Here is a 19,043-nt window from a genome sequence, read left to right as displayed (position 1 = left end):
GGCACATAAGTTATGTGCCTTGTTTGTTAATTATCGCTTGGGGTTAGAATTTAACTAACGCAGAACCCCAAGTGAAGCCGCCGCCAAACGCTTCAAGTAGAAGCGTTTGACCACGTTTAATTCGCCCGTCGCGAACAGCCTCATCAAGGGCCGTTGGTACGGTAGCCGCCGACGTATTGCCGTGCTTATCAAGAGTAATCACTACTTGATCAAGCGACATTGTCAGCTTTTTCGCGGTTGCCGAGATAATACGGTAGTTGGCTTGGTGTGGAACTAACCAATCAAGCTCTGACTTATCCATATTGTTCGCCGCTAATGTGTCTTTAACTAGCTTAGAAAGCTGAGTTACCGCCACTTTAAACACTTCGTTGCCCGCCATGTGCAGCCATTTGTCTGCATCACCGCCACGCTCTGGAACTTCTAGGCTTAGAAGCTCACCGTATTTACCATCAGAGTAAATGTGAGTCGACAAAATACCTGGCTCTTCGCTTGCGCCTACAACTACCGCGCCTGCAGCATCACCAAATAAGATGATAGTAGAGCGGTCAGTCGGATCACAGGTTTTTGACAGTGCGTCCGCACCGATTACCAAAACGTTTTTACACATACCTGTCTTGATATGTTGATCAGCAACAGACAATCCATAGACAAAGCCAGAACACGCCGCAGCTAAATCAAACGCAGGGCAGCCTTTGATACCAAGCTTACCTTGTACCTGACATGCCGAAGACGGGAATGTATGGCTACTGCTGGTTGTCGCAACGATGATTAAATCAATATCTTCTTTGTCGATACCTGCCATTTCAATGGCATTCTCAGCAGCGTAAAACGCCATATCTGCAACGGTTTCGTTTTCCGCTGAAATACGACGCTCTTTAATACCTGTTCTAGCAACGATCCACTCATCGCTAGTCTCTACCATTTTCTCTAAGTCTGCGTTAGTACGCACCTGAGATGGCAAGTAGCTGCCAGTACCTAAAATTTTGCTATACATGAAGACTAATAATGCCTCTCGAGTAAAACCGCTTCCAAACGATCGCTAATGCGGCTGGGGACTTGTCGTTTGACCTCGTGTACTGCTTCACCAATCGCGTTGACGACTGCAGACACATCAGCACTTCCATGACTTTTAATGACAATGCCGCGCAATCCTAACAAACTTGCGCCGTTATACTGGTCGGGGTTCAAGGTTTTTAATTCGGTAAATAGCTCAGAAAACAACATTCTGGCAATCCAACCCTTTATTGTTGAAGCCATCATGCGCGTTTTTAGCTTATCAATAAAGAGCTGAGCCGTACCTTCGCACGTTTTTAAGCAGACATTGCCCACAAAACCATCACATACGACGACATCAGCAGCATCTTGAAGTAATTGATTACCTTCAATATAGCCTATGAAGTTCACAGACTGAGTATTAGACAACATTTCAGCGCATCGTTTTACAAGGTCATTGCCTTTAATTTCTTCAGCGCCGATATTCAAGATAGCGACACGAGGCGCCCGACCTAAATGTTGCTCCGCTAATGCACTGCCCATTACAGCAAACTGAAACAGCGAATCTGCGTCACTAGAAACGTTCGCCCCTAAATCAAGCATCCAGGTACGGTTACCAGAAGCGGTAGGCAAAGCTGAAACCAATGCAGGCCTATCAATACCGGGAAGAAGTTTGAGTCTGAAACGAGATAACGCCATCAGTGCGCCTGTATTACCACCACTCACACAAGCATCAGCTTGTGACTCGGCAACCAGATCGATAGCAGCACGCATAGAGCTACCCTGACTGTTACGTAGGGCCAGTGAAGGTTTTTCAGAATTGGAAATAACTCGATCACAATGCTGGATACTCAAACGAGAATCAGGCATTCGACCTAATGAAGATAATTGAGATGTGATCGCGTTTCGATCACCTATTAGAACGACTTTTAGCTCTGGGAAATACGACAGTGCCTGCACGGCGGCAGGCACTGTTACACGAGGACCGAAGTCCCCGCCCATTGCATCAAGCGCAACGGTTAGATTTTGCAAAGGTCAACCTTACTTGTTGATAACCTTTTTGCCGCGGTAGAAACCTTCGGCAGTCACGTTGTGACGTAGGTGAGTTTCACCTGAAGTTGCGTCTACAGAAAGTGCAGCTGTAGTTAGCGCATCGTGTGAACGACGCATGCCACGCATTGAACGTGATTTCTTGCTCTTTTGTACGGCCATTGACCCTACTCCTATGTAAATTCTTAAAGATACTTATTAATAAGTTACTTCTTTAAGTTTTTTAAAACATCAAATGGATTCGGCTTTTTATCTTCCTCAATTTCTTCAGGAAGTTCACCAAACACCAAGTTATTTGAGTTAACGCTACATTTCGCATCGTCGTGCATTGCTATTTGTGGCAATCCAAGGATGAACTCGTCTTCAACTAATTGAATCAGGTCTAACTCACCGTACTCGTTCAGATCTACCAAATCGTACTCTTCCGGTGCTTCCTCTTCACTTTTCTCGCTGTAAACAGGAGTATAAGTAAATTGGACATCGCACTCATGTGCGAAAACCTCATTACAACGTTGACACTCTAAATCGACTTCGACGTTAGCTTTACCAGAGATAACGACTAATCGTTGTTCATCAAGCCCAAATGACATTGAGACTTGCGCGTCACGTTTTACGCCTTCAGTTGTTTCAGTTAAACGCTTCAAAAGACTGACTTGAATGATACCATCCATATCGAGTCGTTTTTGAGCCGTTCTTGCCGGATCAACTGTACGCGGTATTTTTTCCTTTTGCATAGGGCGCGAATCTTATCTTCCAAATCGTGTTTAGTCAAAGGAAATGGCAAAAAAAATGTACTTTCCTACCTTTCCTGTTCAGAGCATTATGAATAGCAGGCTAAGTTACGTTATCCTGAACTAAATGCTTACACGAATTGTAAATTAAAATGAGAAATTACCAACTAGTTTTAGCTTCTACATCTCCATTTAGGCAAGAGATCCTCAAAAAACTACAGTTAAACTTTGTCACAGCTAAGCCTGACTGCGATGAAACGCCGCTTCCAGAAGAGACACCTCAACAGTTAGTGATGCGTCTCGCCGAGACAAAAGCCAAATCTTGTAGTGTTGAACAACCAAGCCTAGTGATTGGTTCCGATCAAGTCTGTGTGATTGACGGAGAAATCATTGGTAAACCGCTTACTCGTGAAAAAGCGATCGAGCAATTATCTCGTCAAAGCGGCAAAAGCATCACTTTCTATACTGGGGTAACGGTATGGAACAGTGAAACCAATAAAGCCGACACTCGCTTAGATACCTTCATCGTGCATTTCCGTGATTTAACAGATCAGCAGATCATTGCTTATGTTGAGAAAGAGCAGCCTTATTACTGCGCTGGCAGTTTTATGTGTGAAGGGTTAGGCATCGCGTTATTTAAGAAAATGAAAGGTAAAGACCCAAACACGCTGATCGGCTTACCTCTGATCGATTTAGTCGATATGCTTGAGGCACAAGGAATGAACGTGTTGTAAGCGATACTTACCACTCTGTTGGAGATTCCCTACTCCTTCCTTCGTCAGTTTAGGGAATGACGGAACGCGCAATTTTATCTAATCCGCTAATGCTATAGAACGTGACCTTAAAAAGTCGTCATCCTCAAGAGCGAGGAACGAGCGAGTTGGGGAGCTTCTGCAACATATGAAAACAAAAAAGGTTGACGAAATTCGTCAACCTTTTTTGTTAGTCGATAAGTAAGACTAGAAGAGCTAGGCCTTTCAATCTTGTATCTTCCTAAAGCTTACGTAAGCCAGTTAGGGCTCTCTCTAACCTTTTTTCCATCGGCGCCGAGATATCCATCTTCTCTTCGCTACCCGGGTGGGTAAACTTGATGTTAGCTGCATGTAAGAACAGACGATTAAGGCCAACCTTACCGGTGTAAGCATCAAAACGACGATCACCGTAGCGATCATCCCAAGCGATTGGGTGACCTGTATACTGAGCGTGCACACGGATTTGGTGTGTACGGCCTGTAATTGGACTTGCTTGGACTAGCGTCGCATCTTGAAATTTTTCCAAAACCTTAAAACGAGTTTCAGAAGCCTTACCGTTCGGGTTTACGCGAACAATACTGTTTACTTCATTTTTCAATAAAGGGGCATTAACCACTTTACAGCTGTTCTTCCATTCACCCATCACTAAAGCGAAGTAATATTTTTGAACCGTTTTTTCACGGAACTGTGCTTGAAGGTGTCTTAGCGCCGAGCGCTTCTTAGCAACAAGCAAAATGCCAGACGTATCTCTATCAATACGATGCACTAATTCAAGAAAACGAGCATCAGGACGAAGTGCACGTAATGCTTCAATCGCGCCAAACTTCAAGCCGCTGCCACCATGAACTGCAGTACCTGATGGTTTATTGAGAATCAGCATGTGATCATCTTCATAGATGATGCACTGTTCCAGTTCCGAAACCTTATTGAGTTTCGTGCTTGGTACGTTCTCTTCCGTTTTCTCTTCAATCGTTACCGGTGGGATACGAACTAAATCACCTGCTTTTAGTTTGTATTCAGCCTTAATGCGTTTCTTGTTAACGCGGACTTCGCCTTTACGCACGATTCGGTAAATCATGCTTTTCGGGATGTTTTTTAATTGGTTGCGTAAGAAGTTATCAATACGCTGACCAGCCATATCTTCGTCAATGTCGACAAATTGGACTTGGGTTCTAATTTCGCTCATTGGTTTATTGTATCACTGTCACTTTTGATAATTGAGATTTTCTTAGCCCTAATCTGAACTTATTTATCTATAATCCCTGCGACTACATCCCTAAAAGGTCATTGAAGTTCTATATTTCTTTGATTCTTCGAACAAAAAAGCACCAAGCTTCCTGCAAATTAAAATATCAATTGATAAATTATTTATAGACAGTGAGTTAGAGCTATCAAAACTCAAACAAAAACTGTTTTTTTTACCGCATTACGACAAAGCAGATTGCTGTGTTTACCGACCACTGCTATAGTTCACAGCTGCTATCAATGGATTGACTGATATTTAAACAGCTAACCATTCATAAGCAAGTAAATGAGTAGATGACTCAGATTAGACAGTGCTGCAATCGGCGTAAGACACGGTCAACTGAGTTCCTTATCGCTCTACTCACGTACACTCATGTTGAGTATTCACCGCCACATCGCGGATCATAGGCTAACTCCCTATGATGACTGACGTGCCCCAGAGCATCCCTCTCCAGCCGGGAGGCTGCACCGATAAAGCCATGGGATCTGGCACCATGAGAAACGAACTAAAGCGATAAGACCAATGATGAAAATAAGAAAAGACAATGAGAATTTCTAAATGAAAAGAATGTTAATTAACGCAACTCAAAAAGAAGAGTTGCGTGTCGCTTTGGTTGATGGCCAGCGACTGTTCGATCTAGATATCGAAAGTCCAGGTCACGAGTCAAAGAAAGCGAATATCTACAAAGGACGTATTACCCGTATTGAACCAAGCCTAGAAGCGGCATTTGTTGATTACGGTGCAGAGCGTCACGGTTTCCTCCCTCTTAAAGAAATTGCCCGCGAATACTTCCCTGAAGGTTATACATACCAAGGCCGTCCTAGCATTAAAGAAGTGCTAAGAGAAGGACAAGAAGTAATCGTACAAGTTGAGAAAGAAGAACGTGGTAGCAAAGGCGCTGCACTGACAACTTTCATCTCTTTGGCGGGTAGTTACTTAGTTCTTATGCCTAATAACCCTCGTGCTGGCGGTATTTCTCGTCGTATCGAAGGTGATGAACGCACTCAACTGAAAGCAGCATTAAGCACTCTTGAGCTTCCTCAAGGTATGGGCTTAATCGTGCGTACAGCGGGTGTTGGCAAAAGTGCAGAAGAGCTAGAGTGGGACTTGAACGTTCTATTGAATCACTGGGGCGCTATCAAGCAAGCTTCTGATTCAAATGCAGCTCCTTTCCTAATTCACCAAGAGAGTAACGTTATTGTTCGCGCAATTCGTGACTACCTACGTCGTGATATTGGCGAGATTCTAATCGATAGCAATACTATTTTTGAACGTGCACAAGCGCACATTCAATTAATACGCCCAGATTTCATGAATCGCGTTAAGAAATACGATGGTGAAGTACCACTATTCAGCCATTACCAGATTGAAAGCCAGATCGAATCTGCTTTCCAACGTGAAGTTCGTCTTCCATCTGGTGGTTCTATCGTAATCGACCCAACAGAAGCTCTGACTTCTATCGATATCAACTCTGCTCGTGCAACAAAGGGCAGCGATATTGAAGAAACAGCACTTAACACTAACCTTGAAGCTGCCGATGAAATTGCACGTCAATTGCGTCTACGTGACCTAGGTGGTCTTGTTGTTATCGACTTTATCGATATGACTCCGGTTCGCCACCAACGCGAAGTAGAAAGCCGTCTACGTGATGCTGTTCGTTTAGATCGCGCACGTGTTCAGATTGGTCGTATTTCTCGCTTTGGTCTTCTAGAGATGTCTCGTCAACGTTTGAGCCCATCACTAGCAGAAGCAAGCCACCACATTTGTCCTCGCTGTACAGGTACTGGTGTTGTTCGTGATAACGAATCACTAGCACTATCTGTTCTACGTCTGATCGAAGAAGAAGCTCTAAAAGACAACACAGCACAAGTACTTGCTGTTGTGCCTGTTCCAATCGCTTCTTACCTATTGAACGAGAAACGTCGCTCAGTAAACCACATCGAGAAGAACCAAGAAGTTAAGATCACTGTTGTTCCTAACTCTGACATGGAAACGCCACACTTTGAGGTTATCCGTGTTCGTGAAGGTGAAGAGTTCGACCTACTGTCTTACTTGCTGCCTACCAAGCTAGAAGCTCTAAAAGAAGCAGAAAGCAAAGAGCCAGCAGAACAGACTATTCGTCCTAAGAAGATCGAAGAGCCAGCTCTTAAAGGCTTCGCAGCTCCTGCTCAATCAGCACCGACTCCTGCTCCAGCACCTAAAGCTGTAGAAGAGAAAAAAGCTGAATCAGCAGCGACTCAAGAACCAGGCTTAGTTGGTCGTTTCTTCAAAGCTATCGGTAGCTTCTTATTTGGATCTTCAACTCAAGAAGAGAAAAAAGAAGAAGAGAAGCAAGAAGAAAAACCTAAAAACAATCGCAATAACGGCAACCGTCAACGCCGTGATCGTAACGATAACCGTCGTCGTAACCAACGTGGTGACCGTGGCGAACAACGTGGTGAGCGTAGTGATAATCGTAACGAAAACCGCGACAACAAACGCCGTCGTAAGCCAGTTCGTGATGAGAAGCCTGAAGAGCAGAAAGAAACAGCTCCACAGCAAAATCGTCAGCCTCGTAAGCCTAAGCAAGACCGTCGCAATAAGCCACGTGATGAGCAGAAGCAACGCGAAGAGCTAGCACCATCTAAATTAGCAGAAGAAGGTCTACAGCTAGCGGCAGAAGCTCAAGCTGATAAACTAGAAGCGCCTAAGGCTAAGCCAGAAGCGAAAGCAGCTAAGATTAAAGAGCGTCGTCAGCGTCGTAAACTGAACAAGCAAGTTCGTATTAAAGACCAGCAAGCTGAAGCTGCAGAAAACTCGTCAAATGAGTCAACTGTTGCTAAAGAACAGTCTATTGCGAAAGAGCAATCAGTCGCTCAAGAGCAAAAAGTTGTGGAACAAGTAGAAGCAACTCAAGCAGACGCAGAGCAAACTGAACAGGAAGAGCCGAAGCAACGTCGTAACCGCCGTTCACCACGTCACCTACGTGCAAGTGGTCAACGTCGTCGTCGCGGTCGTGATCGTCGCCCTAACCCATTCCGCCTACGTAAAGGTGGTGTAGCTTCTCCAGAGATGGCTATGGGTAAAGTGATGCCTCGCTTCATTCCAAAACCTCACCATAACCAGGTAAAACCTGAAGTGGCTGAAGTTGAAGTAGCAGTTGAAACTCAAGTTGCTGTACAAGAGCAAAACGTAGCTCAAGAGACTGCACCGCAAAGTAACACTGCTATGGCAGGCGGTTTTGCATGTCCTGAACTTGCGATGGGTAAAGTAATTATCCGCCGTGAAGAAGCTGCTGTTATTGCTAAAAACGCGGCTACTGAAACTCAGGTAACTGAAGCTCCTACTGTCGCTGAAGAAGCACCAGTGGTCGTTGAAGCTGAGAAAGTTGAAGCGCCTGTTGTAGCAGAAGCTGTGCAAGCAGAAGCAACACCAGTTGTTGAAGCTAAAGCGCCTAAAGCTGAAAGTGCAAAAGTAGAAGAAGCGCCTGTGGTAAAAGCAGAAGCTCCTAAAGCGGCACCAAAAGCGAAGAAACAAGCGGGCTCTCCAATGACTAAAGCTCCTGGTCCTCAAGAGATCAAAGAGATTCAAGTTGTTGCAGCTCCATTCCGTACTGAGCGTTTTGTATCGAAAGGTGCAGGTAGCCAAGCAGCGTCAAATAAAGCCGGCGCTGGCATGACTAAACCTCAATACTAATGAGCTTCGCAGAGTAATCTGCAGAGAACTATCTAAGGGCGACTTATTCATAAGTCGCCCTTTTTTTATATCCACAACTCAGATTGGTTATAATAGATATATTGCTCAAAATGGGGTTCAACCTTGAACTTAATCACATTTTTGGGTAGCATTCGCGCACTTATCTTTTCGACACTTCGCTATTGCCGCTCTTTTCCATCACTGTTTGGCTACGCAATACACTCGTGTCGGTAAATCCATTTTTAGCATAGCTGAGCAAACATGTTCGAATTCCCACAATTTTCAAAGCACTCTGTAAAAAATGATGTGCTTTCAGGTCTTACAGTAGCCCTAGCTCTGGTACCTGAAGCCGTAGCATTCGCCTTCGTTGCAGGCGTCGACCCAATGGTTGGTCTTTACGCAGCATTCATCGTAGGTTTAATCACTTCTGTCTTTGGCGGTCGTCCAGGTATGATTTCTGGTGCTACCGGCGCAATGGCTGTTGTAATGGTGAGCCTAGTAGCAACCCATGGCGTTCAATACCTATTCGCGGCAGTAATGCTAGCAGGCCTTCTGCAAATTGCAGCGGGTGTATTCAAGTTAGGTAAATTCATCCGTATCGTTCCACATCCAGTAATGATTGGTTTCGTGAACGGTTTGGCGATTGTTATCTTCTTAGCACAACTTGGGCAATTTAAAGCACCGGACGTAACAGGTGCATTGACTTGGCTACCAAGCGGTCAAATGACACTGATGTTAGGCCTAGTTGCACTAACAATGGGTATCATCCACTTCCTACCTAAACTAACAACAGCAGTACCGTCTTCACTGGTTGCTATTGTTACAGTAACGGCTTTGGTTGTCGGTCTAGATCTTGAAACTCGTACTGTTGTTGACTTCTTACGTACCATGTCTGGTGATGAAGCCGCAACACTTGCAGGCTCTCTGCCAACCTTCTCTATTCCTGCTGTTCCGTTTTCTTTCGAAACACTACAAATCATCCTGCCATACGCAATTATCCTTGCAGCTATCGGCCTGATTGAGTCTCTACTGACACTCACGGTACTAGACGAAATGACAAACACTCGTGGCCAATCTAACCGTGAATGTGTTGGTCAAGGTATGGCTAACGTAACGTGTTCTGTATTCGGTGCGATGGGTGGTTGTGCGATGATCGGTCAATCGATGATCAACGTAAACTCAGGCGGTCGTGGACGTCTTTCAGGTATCGTAGCGGCAGTTGCACTACTGATGTTCATCCTGTTCGGCTCTGCGCTTATCGAAATGATTCCTCTAGCAGCACTTGTGGGCGTGATGTTCATGGTTGTTATCGGTACGTTTGAATGGGCAACCTTCAAGTTGGCGCGTCGCGTTCCTAAGCAAGATTTCTTCGTTATCGTTCTGGTTACTGTGGTAACCGTACTGACTGACCTTGCTGTCGCTGTTGGTGTGGGTGTTGTCGCTTCAGCACTAATGTTTGCTTGGCAACATGCTAAACACATCTACGCAGACAAATCAGTTAACGCTGAAGGCTCTAAAGAATACAAAGTTAACGGCCCAATCTTCTTTGGTTCAACCGCTAACTTCCTAGAGTTGTTTGACGCATACAACGATCCACAAGATGTTATCGTCGATTTCGCAAACTCACGCGTTACTGACCACTCTGCTATTGAAGCGATCGACACGATTGCTGACCGTTACGCGGCGCTAGGTAAAACACTTCACCTTCGCCACCTAAGCCAAGACTGTGTTGCTATGCTGCACAAAGCCGGTAGTTTAGTTGAAGCGAACGTTGCAGAAGATCCAATCTACAAAGTAATGTCTAAGTAATCTTAGCTATCGCTTAAATTAGATTTAGAAAGGCCGACATTCGATGTCGGCCTTTTTATATCTATAATTCTTGATCGTGTTGATCTTGTTCTTTTTTGCTCAAACACCGCACATCGCTTCGACGTTAAATCGAATTTAATATTGCATCACTCGACTCTTCGATTAAATCCAACACTAATTCAAAGCCATTCCCCTCACCATAATAAGGATCGGGAATTTCTTGATACTGTGACTCTCCAAAGCTCAAAAACAGCGCGAGCTTGTATTGGAGGTGAGCAGGACACTGCCTCATCAAGTCATCCAAATTCGCCTTGTCTGCCGCGAGTATCAGGTCAAACTCTTCGAAGTCCTTATCTACCACTTTACGAGAAGTAATCCCTTTAAAGCTGTAGCCTCGCTTCTCTCCTGCTGACTTTGAACGCGAGTCTGGCGGATTGCCTTGATGAAAGCCAATCGTCCCAGCGGAGTCGACCGTTACATTAATATCCATCAGCTGAGCTTTCTTTCTCAGCACCGCTTCTCCTGTTGGCGAACGACAAATATTCCCCATACAAACCACGAGTATCTTTTTCATCCGTAATCACCTGTTCTTCCGATGGTTTTTGCTATCGTTAAGTTAGGCTATGATAGGCGTAATCACAACTTAAAAGGATTTGTTATGTCGACCGAAGACAACAAAGAACAACGCCATAAAGCAAGACAACAGAAAGTAAAAGAGCAAGTCGATGCACGTGTCGCAGCAGCGCAAGAAGTGAAAGGACTGTTATTGGTTATTACTGGTAACGGTAAAGGCAAATCGACATCAGGTTTCGGTACGATTACACGTGCAGTCGGTCACGGTAAGAAATGTGCCGTTGCTCAGTTTGTAAAAGGAACTTGGGATAACGGTGAAAAGAACGTTCTTCAAAAACTCGATGTAGAGTTCCAAGTGATGGGTACAGGCTTTACTTGGGAAACTCAAAATAAAGCGAAAGATATTGAAGCCGCACAGCGCGTATGGAAAGAGTGCCAACGCATGCTAGCCGATGAGTCGATTGATGTAATTCTGTTTGATGAGCTGACGTACATGGTGAGCTATGGCTACATTGAACTGGATGAAGTGGTAGAAGCTCTGAATAACCGTCCTAAAATGCAATCAGTGATCATCACAGGCCGTGGAGCACACCGCACTTTAACGGACATGGCCGATACTGTTTCAGAAGTACGTAACGTAAAACACGCTTTTGAATCTGGAGTAAAAGCTCTGCAAGGTGTGGATTGGTAACAGCCTTCCAACCAGAGATCCCCGACTTGGTCACTCTTCTCTCTCGAGGATGACGACGCTTCAGTGTTACTCCCCTAAATAAAGGACGAGCACCGATCGTCATTCCCTAGAACGAGGGACGAGTGTCATAGGGAATCTCTTGGGTGTTATCGGCAGCCAAAAAAAAAGCGCCATTCCTCGTAATAAGGAATGGCGCTTTTTATATGCTATTTATTTAAAATAGCGATTAGTTAAACAAGCCTTTGAGTAAACCATTGACTGCATCTCTAGTTTTCTCATCTTTGATCTTGTCACCGTATTTTTCTTCAAGTTTCTTAATACCGCGATCAATCTCTTTTTCAGCTTTCTGTTTCAACACATCATCAAAGACAAGCGCAAATTTAGGGTCAGCCCACTGGCCGGTAACTTTAATTGGAATCGTCACATCTTTGAGATCATCAATGCTCTTGCCACCCTGGCCTTCAAGCGAGCCAACAATTGACGTGCGAACCAGGAAGTCGACCGTTTCATTGATGAAGTTTGCTTTACCTTGACCTGTCACGCGTAAAAGAGGTGACTGTGCCGATAAGTCATTCGTTGAAACCCAACCTTTATCAACCTTGAGTGTTGCTTTCATTGCACTAAAATCTGTCTTTTGAGACTCGTCTTTGCTTTCGACTTTCTCGCCTTTGATCTTAGCGTAGTTTTCTCGAATCAGTTGCGCGATGTTAATGCCATTAACCGCACCATCTTCAAAGTTAATCGCAATAGTGCCAACCAAGTTCTTCTTGATTCCTGTTGGCGTCAAGCTCTTACCTTTAACGTTAACATCGATATTACCAGTACCTTCCAGCGTATCGTTGTTCGCTACGTCAAACAATAACGGTTGTACTTTTACGCCTTTAATCTTTTTCTTAGCCGTGTAAGTCGCTGGCGTCTTGCGTGCATCTAATCGTGCTGTTGCCGAGATAGAGCCTTGGTAAAGATTCGAAGTAAACGATGTCAGTTCTGCGATACCACGGTTAACTGAGAACGCCGTTTTCACGTTCTGCATTTTTGCGTTGTTCGCCTTGAACTTATCGATTGTGATATTACCTTTCACATCAAGCGTTTTCAGTGCTGACAGGTCAGGTTCTACTTCTTTCGCAGGAGCCGAGTTATCTGAACTTGAAGTCGAGCTACCTGAGCTTGACGTCGAAGAAGCTGTAGTATTTGAAGTTGAGCCACCAGCAGAATCAGAAGGCGCAGCACTCGCTGTTTCTGATGTATTACCTAGGCCTAAGAACTCATCTAAATCGATGTTCGGGCTATGAAGAGAAAAACGAACCTTTGGTATTTCAGATAAAGTGATGTCCGCTTTACCGTCTAGTGCGATAGCGTTAGCTTGCAGCTTCTCTAGCACAAAGCTCAAGTGACTCTTAGTTAGATCAAAGCTTAAGTCAGACAGCATATCCACTTTCATTGGTGATTGAGGAAGCGTTTCACCTTTGAATGTTGAGTCTAATGTTAACTTGTTCAGTGTAACTCTTGAGATCGCGCTATCGACAGTCAAGTCACCGCCACCTTTAAGATCAAGGTCAAGACCAGCAGCATTACCAATCACCGCATAAGTCAGTTGGTTAACCTTATCGAACTCAAACGTATTTAAGCCAATCTTCGCTGACTCGATCGACGTTGCTGGATCATTGAACTTGGCATTAAGGTCAATATTTCGTAATGCGTAGCTTGCAAAGCCTTCCGCTAATTTGAATTCAGCACTGCCATTTGAAGAGAACTTCTGTTGGTTGTTTTCACCAGAAGCCGCAAACGTCGCGGTCGTCCATGTATCAACGGCAAACTCAGAAAGACTCAAAGACACATCGTATAGCTTAGTGAATGAACCTGCTTGCTTGTCGTCCATCTCAAACAATGCGTTTGAGACTGTTACACCTGCAAGATTGATCGTCCAGCCAGATGTGTCTGTAGAAGTTTGCTCTTGAGACGCCGGTGTTGCTTCAGAACTTGTATCCGCTGCAGGTTCAGAATCCTTAGGAGCAGACGCTTGTGTGAGCGCATCGATGTTCTTGCGACCATCTTTAAGCGTTTCTAAATAGAATTCTGCACCATCTAGAGTAATGTTGCCGATCTCTAGTTGGTTGCTAAATAGCGGAGTAACCGAAACATCAACGCCAACGGTATCAACCTTAAACAGGTTTGGTTGGGTGAACCCTTCAGGGTTACGTAATTCAGTTTGACCAAGTTCGAAGCCAATAGATGGGAAGAATTGCCAGCTGATATCACCCTCGATCACGAGCTCTAGGCCGGTGTGTTTTTGGGCTTGTTCGACAATTAATGGCTTAAATTGGTTGGGATTCACTAACAGCACTAGTGCCAGAATTGCTGCAACGACAACAAACACTGGTACAGCTATGAAAATGAGTAGTTTCTTCATCCGCATATTCCTTGCTTAGATTCCAAAAGAAAGTGGCACTATAAAAGTGCCACTGATTCGGTAAAAAATAAAGCTAAGTGAGTCACTTAGGCAAAATTTTATTCGATTAAGACTTCAACAACTTCGCAATATGCGCTTTTAGCACATCAATCGCAATACGGTTTTTACCACCACGAGGAACGATGATGTCTGCATGTTGTTTTGAAGGCTCGATAAACTGCATGAACATTGGGCGTACTGTTTCTTGGTATTGTTTAAGTACCGTATCCATTGTTCGACCACGCTCTTCTACATCACGCTTAACGCGACGTAGTAGACAGATGTCCAACGGTGTATCCATAAATACGCTTGCGTGCATTAGTTTACGAAGACGCGGGTCTGTCAGAAGCAGAATACCTTCTAAAATGATCACTTTCTTAGGAGTAAGTGTAGTCGCTTCAGAAGTGCGTGTGTGTTCTGTGTAGCTGTATTCTGGAACTTCTACGGCATTGCCACTCATTAGCTGCTGTAGATGTTCGCATAAAAGGTCATGATCTAGTGCATTTGGGTGGTCGTAGTTAGTTTTAACTCGCTCTTCCATACTCAAGTGACTTTGGTCGCTGTAATAGCAATCTTCCGTGATAACACCAATTTGATGGTCGCCTACTTTTTCGCGCAGCTCATTATAAATCGTACTCGCGATCAGGCTTTTTCCTGAAGCTGAAGCGCCAGCGATACCTACGATGACACATTGATTATTATCAGACATTAATTTGCACCCGATATGGTTTGGTGGTGGGAAGAGATAAACCGCCTGATTATAGGGGCTAAAGCATATAGATTCTAGTCGCGATGTTAGCTAATTGCAGTCAAATTGATGATCTTAATACATTTACTTAAAACAATCGTTTGCTTTCAAATAACTTAAATACAACTATATGCACAACCCCTATGGCTATCCACCTAATCCAACCGTTGTTTATCTCACCCACACATGATTTACACACCTTTGTGATCAGCCATTGCTATTCAACCATCGAGAAGTTAATCGCCTCTGGTCTCGCCTTACCAGTCCAGAACATCTGCGCAGCCACGTTCTCAGCAAGCTCTAAGTAATGACGCGTGTGTTCGCTATCTGGACGACGTATCACCGTTGGGCAACCCGCGTCGATGTCTTCTCGTACATCAATATGCAGGGGAATTTGCGCCAAAATATCGAGAAAGAACTCTTCTGACATGGCTTCTGCACCGCCAGCACCGAAGATATGCTCTTTTTCGCCACAGTGACTACAAATATGGTAGCTCATGTTTTCCACTAAGCCCGCAACTGGCACGCTCACTTTATCGAACATCGCCACACCTTTACGCGCATCAGCTAATGCCAAATCTTGCGGAGTTGTCACCACAACCGCGCCCGTCACTGGGATCTGCTGCGACAAGGTTAGTTGAATATCACCCGTGCCCGGTGGCATGTCGATAACAAGGTAATCCAACTCAGGCCAGACGGTTTCATTAACAAGTTGACCTAAAGCTTTAGCTGCCATAGGTCCACGCCAGATTGCCGCATCATCTTTTGATACAAGGTAACCGATAGAATGAGTAAAAATGCCATGAGCTTCGATTGGCATCATCCATTTGTTATTCTGTACTTCTGGTTTCGCGTCTAGTTGGCCAAGCATCATAGGCACTGATGGGCCGTAGATATCCGCATCCAACAAGCCCACTTTTGAACCTGACTTAGATAACGCAAGCGCAAGGTTTACCGAAGTTGTCGATTTACCCACCCCACCCTTTGCCGACGTCACGGCGATAATGTTCTTAACGCCTTTCAATGGTGTTGCGACTGTAGTTTCCAGCGCAGACGGCTTCACTTTCACTTCAAACTGAAAAGTGCTGACAAGCTGTTGTTCAATCTGGGAGTGGATCCAATGTTCCAGTTCAACCGCGAGCTGATTAGCTGCAAAAGGCAAGGTAATGACAAACGACCCACGAGGATCAACCGATACAATATTTTGGTGTAGCGCCCACTCTGGGATGAGGATTGGTGACTCGAACTCATTCAACCATGAACAGAAATCTTGCTTAGAAGTAAAGTTACGCATTGGGGCTCCTTTTTTTATTTATGCTATCACCCACGAGATGAAGACTGAACCCCTAAAAAACTAGGGGAATCCTTTGTCTGATACCTTGGCGTATCACACGTTATAAAGTAGTATTACCTCTCAAAATTTATACCTATCAAAAAAGCGAATTATTAAGTATGGCAACTGATCCAAGACAACTTTTGGTAACTTGTGCGCTTCCGTACGCTAACGGCTCTATTCACCTTGGCCATATGCTTGAGCATATCCAAGCTGATATCTGGGTTCGATACCAGCGTCTACGTGGCAACACTGTAAACTTCATCTGTGCTGACGATGCTCACGGCACGCCAATTATGCTTAAAGCTCAACAGATGGGTATCACGCCAGAAGAGATGATCGCTGCTGTTAGTGAAGAGCACCAAAAAGACTTCGCTGGCTTTGATATCAGCTTTGATAACTACCACAGCACACATAGCGAAGAGAACCGTGAACTGGCTTCTCACATCTATCTCGAACTTAAAAAGAACGGCTTCATTTCTAGCCGCACTATTTCTCAGCTTTTCGATCCTGAGAAAGAGATGTTCCTACCAGACCGCTTCGTAAAAGGTACTTGCCCTAAGTGTAAGTCAGAAGACCAGTATGGTGATAACTGTGATAACTGTGGTGAGACATACAGCCCAACTGAGCTAATTAACCCTAAATCAGCGGTTTCTGGCGCAACTCCAGTAATGAAAGATTCTGAGCACTTCTTCTTCGACCTACCTCAGTTCGAAAGCATGCTTAAAGAGTGGACTCGTTCTGGCTCTCTACAGAATGAAACTGCAAACAAAATGCAGGAATGGTTCGAGTCTGGTCTGCAACAGTGGGATATCTCTCGTGATGCACCTTACTTCGGCTTCGAAATCCCAGGCGAGAAAAACAAATTTTTCTACGTATGGCTAGACGCTCCTGTTGGCTACATGGCTTCTTTCAAGAACCTATGTGACAAGCGTGACGATCTAAACTTTGACGAATACTGGAAGAAAGACAGCACAACTGAGCTTTACCACTTCATCGGTAAAGACATCGTTTACTTCCACAGCCTATTCTGGCCTGCAATGCTAGAAGGCGCTGGTTTCCGTAAGCCAAACAACGTATTCGTACACGGCTACGTAACGGTGAACGGTGCGAAGATGTCTAAGTCGAAAGGCACATTCATCAAAGCAAGTACGTACTTAAACCACCTAGACCCTGAGTGTCTACGCTACTACTACGCTGCGAAACTAAACAGCCGTATTGATGACCTTGACCTTAACCTTGAAGACTTCACTCAACGTGTAAACGCTGACGTCGTAAACAAGATTGTTAACCTAGCGTCTCGTAACGCTGGCTTCATCACGAAACGTTTTGAAGGCAAACTTGCTGCTGAATTTGCAGAACCTGAGCTATACAACGAATTCGTTGCTGCTGCTGAGCGTATCGGTCAGCTATACGAAACTCGTGAGTTCAGCCGCGCTATCCGTGAAATTACTGCACTAGCAGATAAAGCTAACCAGTACATTGACGAAAAAGCACCTTGGGTTCTTGCGAAAGAAGAAGGCAAAGAGAAAGAGCTTCAAGAAGTTTCTTCTGTCGGTATTAACCTATTCCGCGTGCTAATGGCTTACCTGAAACCAGTTATGCCAGAGCTTGCGGCTCGCACTGAGGCTTTCCTAAACGAAGAGCTAACGTGGGAAGCGATTGCTACACCGCTAACTGATCACGAAATCACTAAGTTCAAAGCGCTGTTTAGCCGTATTGATCCGAAGAAAGTGGAAGCAATGATCGAATCTTCTAAAGAAGATGCAGCCGCAGAAGCAGCTGCGAAAGAAAAAGCAGAAGCTGAAAAAGAGCAAGCAAGCCAAACTGAGCTAGACAAAGAGCCAATCGCAGACGAGATTGAGTTCGATGCCTTTGCAGCAGTCGATATGCGTATTGCTCGTATCATCTCTTGTGAAGAAGTACCAAAAGCGAACAAACTACTGAAATTCCAATTGGACATCGGTGGTGAGACTCGCCAAGTATTCTCTGGTATCAAGTCAGCGTACAAACCTGAAGAGCTAGAAGGTAAGCTAACCGTAATGGTCGCAAACCTAAAACCTCGTAAGATGAAGTTTGGTATGTCTGAAGGCATGATCCTAGCCGCGGGCCCTGGTGGCAGCGACCTGTGGATCCTTGAGCCACACGAAGGTGCTCAACCTGGTATGCGTGTAATGTAGCTCTGGCTTCAGTCAGATAACAAGCACTCATAGCGAAATCCCTAATGCACTTTTAACTTGAATGAGTTAATAAGCATTGGGGATTTTTTATATCTACCGAAAATAAGCGTTCTCTGTTAGAGTCGCCGTCAACTATGCTATGTAGAGTAGAAATTGGTTTGTCGACGATAACGGGCTAACCAACACCTCTTTACTCTCCAAACCCTTTTTAGGAATCCCCAGTGACTAACAACGAAATCTTGCGTCGTATTCAACACGCGCTAAACCTTAAAAATGCACAGATCATTAAAGCTATCGAGCAAGCTGATGTGACCGTTGCTCATGACCAAGTGATCAATTGGCTAAAAGAAGACAACGACAAGTCATGCTCTACGATGAAAGATAAAGAGTTAGCGGTGTTCCTAAATGGTTTTATCAACCTTAAGCGTGGCAAAAAAGAGGGTGTTCAGCCTAAACCTGAAGTTGCTCTGACTAACAATATGATTTTCATGAAGCTGCGTATTGCGTTGAACATGAAAGCAGAAGATGTATTAGATATATTAGAAGTGGTAGGCATCAGCCTAAGTAAGTACGAGATTGGTGCCTACTTCCGTAAGCCAGAGAACAAGAACTACAAAGTATGTGAAGACCAACTACTTTGCGATTTTCTAAATGGCGTGCAATTTACTAACCGTCCAGACTCAGAAGAGTTTGCAGGGTAAGTTACTGCCTATTGATACGTTCTCACCAACTATCAATAAATAAAAAGCGGCGAGATAATTTGATTATCTCGCCGCTTTTTCGTTTTCTTTACGTCGTTTACTCAATAAGTAA

General features: G+C 44.5%; 15 protein-coding genes. 6 read left to right on the top strand and 9 right to left on the bottom strand.

The genetic code is table 11. The annotated features are described in order from the left end of the window. Nucleotides 1-43 precede the first annotated feature (43 nt). Genes K08M4_RS05110 through yceD form a run of 4 tightly spaced genes read right to left on the bottom strand, consistent with a single transcriptional unit; the run spans nucleotide 44 to nucleotide 2,777 of the window. Nucleotides 44-994 (bottom strand): beta-ketoacyl-ACP synthase III, encoded by a 951-nt coding sequence (locus K08M4_RS05110; RefSeq protein ID WP_086049072.1) that lies wholly within the window; start codon nucleotides 992-994, stop codon nucleotides 44-46. A 5-nt stretch (nucleotides 995-999) separates the two neighbouring features. Continuing rightward, the gene (gene plsX / locus K08M4_RS05105; RefSeq protein ID WP_086049071.1) at nucleotides 1,000-2,025 is read right to left on the bottom strand and encodes a phosphate acyltransferase PlsX; all 1,026 of its coding nucleotides are present in this window, start codon (nucleotides 2,023-2,025) and stop codon (nucleotides 1,000-1,002) included. 9 nt (nucleotides 2,026-2,034) lie between these two features. Beyond that, complete coding sequence (gene rpmF / locus K08M4_RS05100) at nucleotides 2,035-2,205, bottom strand: 50S ribosomal protein L32 (protein ID WP_004737376.1); 171 nt, start codon at nucleotides 2,203-2,205, stop codon at nucleotides 2,035-2,037. A gap of 44 nt (nucleotides 2,206-2,249) precedes the next feature. Next, nucleotides 2,250-2,777: a 23S rRNA accumulation protein YceD gene (gene yceD, locus K08M4_RS05095; RefSeq protein ID WP_004733994.1), complete on the bottom strand. Its 528-nt coding sequence runs from the start codon at nucleotides 2,775-2,777 to the stop codon at nucleotides 2,250-2,252. A 149-nt stretch (nucleotides 2,778-2,926) separates the two neighbouring features. Here yceD and K08M4_RS05090 point away from each other — a divergent pair, with 149 nt between their 5' ends. Beyond that, nucleotides 2,927-3,508: a Maf family protein gene (locus tag K08M4_RS05090; RefSeq protein ID WP_086049070.1), complete on the top strand. Its 582-nt coding sequence runs from the start codon at nucleotides 2,927-2,929 to the stop codon at nucleotides 3,506-3,508. Between the two features lie 259 nt (nucleotides 3,509-3,767). Here the strand turns inward: K08M4_RS05090 and rluC are convergent, their stop codons facing one another. After that, nucleotides 3,768-4,712 (bottom strand): 23S rRNA pseudouridine(955/2504/2580) synthase RluC, encoded by a 945-nt coding sequence (rluC, locus tag K08M4_RS05085; protein ID WP_017078123.1) that lies wholly within the window; start codon nucleotides 4,710-4,712, stop codon nucleotides 3,768-3,770. A gap of 618 nt (nucleotides 4,713-5,330) precedes the next feature. On the opposite strand from rluC, the gene rne reads away from it, so the two are divergent. Both rne and K08M4_RS05075 read left to right on the top strand, forming a co-directional pair. Next, entirely contained in the window at nucleotides 5,331-8,447 is a 3,117-nt protein-coding gene (gene rne / locus K08M4_RS05080; protein ID WP_086049069.1) for a ribonuclease E, read from the top strand. A gap of 261 nt (nucleotides 8,448-8,708) precedes the next feature. Further along, nucleotides 8,709-10,256 (top strand): SulP family inorganic anion transporter, encoded by a 1,548-nt coding sequence (locus K08M4_RS05075; RefSeq protein WP_004733998.1) that lies wholly within the window; start codon nucleotides 8,709-8,711, stop codon nucleotides 10,254-10,256. 124 nt (nucleotides 10,257-10,380) lie between these two features. Here K08M4_RS05075 and K08M4_RS05070 read toward each other — a convergent pair whose 3' ends face one another. Beyond that, nucleotides 10,381-10,830, bottom strand: a complete 450-nt coding sequence (locus K08M4_RS05070) for a low molecular weight protein-tyrosine-phosphatase (RefSeq protein ID WP_086049068.1) — start codon at nucleotides 10,828-10,830, stop codon at nucleotides 10,381-10,383. Nucleotides 10,831-10,914: 84 nt separating this feature from the next. Here K08M4_RS05070 and cobO point away from each other — a divergent pair, with 84 nt between their 5' ends. Beyond that, nucleotides 10,915-11,520, top strand: a complete 606-nt coding sequence (gene cobO / locus K08M4_RS05065; RefSeq protein ID WP_029224060.1) for a cob(I)yrinic acid a,c-diamide adenosyltransferase — start codon at nucleotides 10,915-10,917, stop codon at nucleotides 11,518-11,520. A gap of 226 nt (nucleotides 11,521-11,746) precedes the next feature. Here the strand turns inward: cobO and K08M4_RS05060 are convergent, their stop codons facing one another. The 3 genes from K08M4_RS05060 to apbC form a co-directional block, all read right to left on the bottom strand. Further along, a complete protein-coding gene (locus K08M4_RS05060; RefSeq protein ID WP_086049067.1) occupies nucleotides 11,747-13,930 on the bottom strand; it encodes an AsmA family protein in 2,184 nt (727 codons plus the stop codon). Between the two features lie 106 nt (nucleotides 13,931-14,036). Further along, a complete protein-coding gene (gene udk, locus K08M4_RS05055; RefSeq protein ID WP_086049066.1) occupies nucleotides 14,037-14,678 on the bottom strand; it encodes a uridine kinase in 642 nt (213 codons plus the stop codon). A gap of 256 nt (nucleotides 14,679-14,934) precedes the next feature. Further along, the gene (gene apbC, locus K08M4_RS05050) at nucleotides 14,935-16,011 is read right to left on the bottom strand and encodes an iron-sulfur cluster carrier protein ApbC (protein ID WP_086049065.1); all 1,077 of its coding nucleotides are present in this window, start codon (nucleotides 16,009-16,011) and stop codon (nucleotides 14,935-14,937) included. A gap of 158 nt (nucleotides 16,012-16,169) precedes the next feature. Between apbC and metG the strand changes: the two genes are divergently transcribed. Together metG and K08M4_RS05040 are read left to right on the top strand one after the other, a co-directional pair. Then, complete coding sequence (gene metG / locus K08M4_RS05045; RefSeq protein WP_017084023.1) at nucleotides 16,170-18,230, top strand: methionine--tRNA ligase; 2,061 nt, start codon at nucleotides 16,170-16,172, stop codon at nucleotides 18,228-18,230. 221 nt (nucleotides 18,231-18,451) lie between these two features. Beyond that, a complete protein-coding gene (locus K08M4_RS05040) occupies nucleotides 18,452-18,931 on the top strand; it encodes a YehS family protein (RefSeq protein WP_017084024.1) in 480 nt (159 codons plus the stop codon). Nucleotides 18,932-19,043 lie beyond the last annotated feature (112 nt).

The organism is Vibrio syngnathi, assembly GCF_002119525.1.
Taxonomy (GTDB): Bacteria; Pseudomonadota; Gammaproteobacteria; order Enterobacterales; family Vibrionaceae; genus Vibrio; species Vibrio syngnathi.
The sequence above is the reverse complement of the archived record's forward strand: the minus strand, read 5'-3'. Positions and strand labels throughout refer to the sequence as shown.

Bases quoted from the DNA above. Each gene is read 5' to 3' on its own strand.
- K08M4_RS05110 (WP_086049072.1), bottom strand. From the start codon at position 994: ATGTATAGCAAAATTTTAGGTACTGGCAGCTACTTGCCATCTCAGGTG.
- rpmF (WP_004737376.1), bottom strand. From the start codon at position 2,205: ATGGCCGTACAAAAGAGCAAGAAATCACGTTCAATGCGTGGCATGCGT.
- yceD (WP_004733994.1), bottom strand. From the start codon at position 2,777: ATGCAAAAGGAAAAAATACCGCGTACAGTTGATCCGGCAAGAACGGCT.
- K08M4_RS05090 (WP_086049070.1), top strand. From the start codon at position 2,927: ATGAGAAATTACCAACTAGTTTTAGCTTCTACATCTCCATTTAGGCAA.
- rluC (WP_017078123.1), bottom strand. From the start codon at position 4,712: ATGAGCGAAATTAGAACCCAAGTCCAATTTGTCGACATTGACGAAGAT.
- rne (WP_086049069.1), top strand. From the start codon at position 5,331: ATGAAAAGAATGTTAATTAACGCAACTCAAAAAGAAGAGTTGCGTGTC.
- K08M4_RS05075 (WP_004733998.1), top strand. From the start codon at position 8,709: ATGTTCGAATTCCCACAATTTTCAAAGCACTCTGTAAAAAATGATGTG.
- K08M4_RS05070 (WP_086049068.1), bottom strand. From the start codon at position 10,830: ATGAAAAAGATACTCGTGGTTTGTATGGGGAATATTTGTCGTTCGCCA.
- cobO (WP_029224060.1), top strand. From the start codon at position 10,915: ATGTCGACCGAAGACAACAAAGAACAACGCCATAAAGCAAGACAACAG.
- K08M4_RS05060 (WP_086049067.1), bottom strand. From the start codon at position 13,930: ATGAAGAAACTACTCATTTTCATAGCTGTACCAGTGTTTGTTGTCGTT.
- udk (WP_086049066.1), bottom strand. From the start codon at position 14,678: ATGTCTGATAATAATCAATGTGTCATCGTAGGTATCGCTGGCGCTTCA.
- apbC (WP_086049065.1), bottom strand. From the start codon at position 16,011: ATGCGTAACTTTACTTCTAAGCAAGATTTCTGTTCATGGTTGAATGAG.
- metG (WP_017084023.1), top strand. From the start codon at position 16,170: ATGGCAACTGATCCAAGACAACTTTTGGTAACTTGTGCGCTTCCGTAC.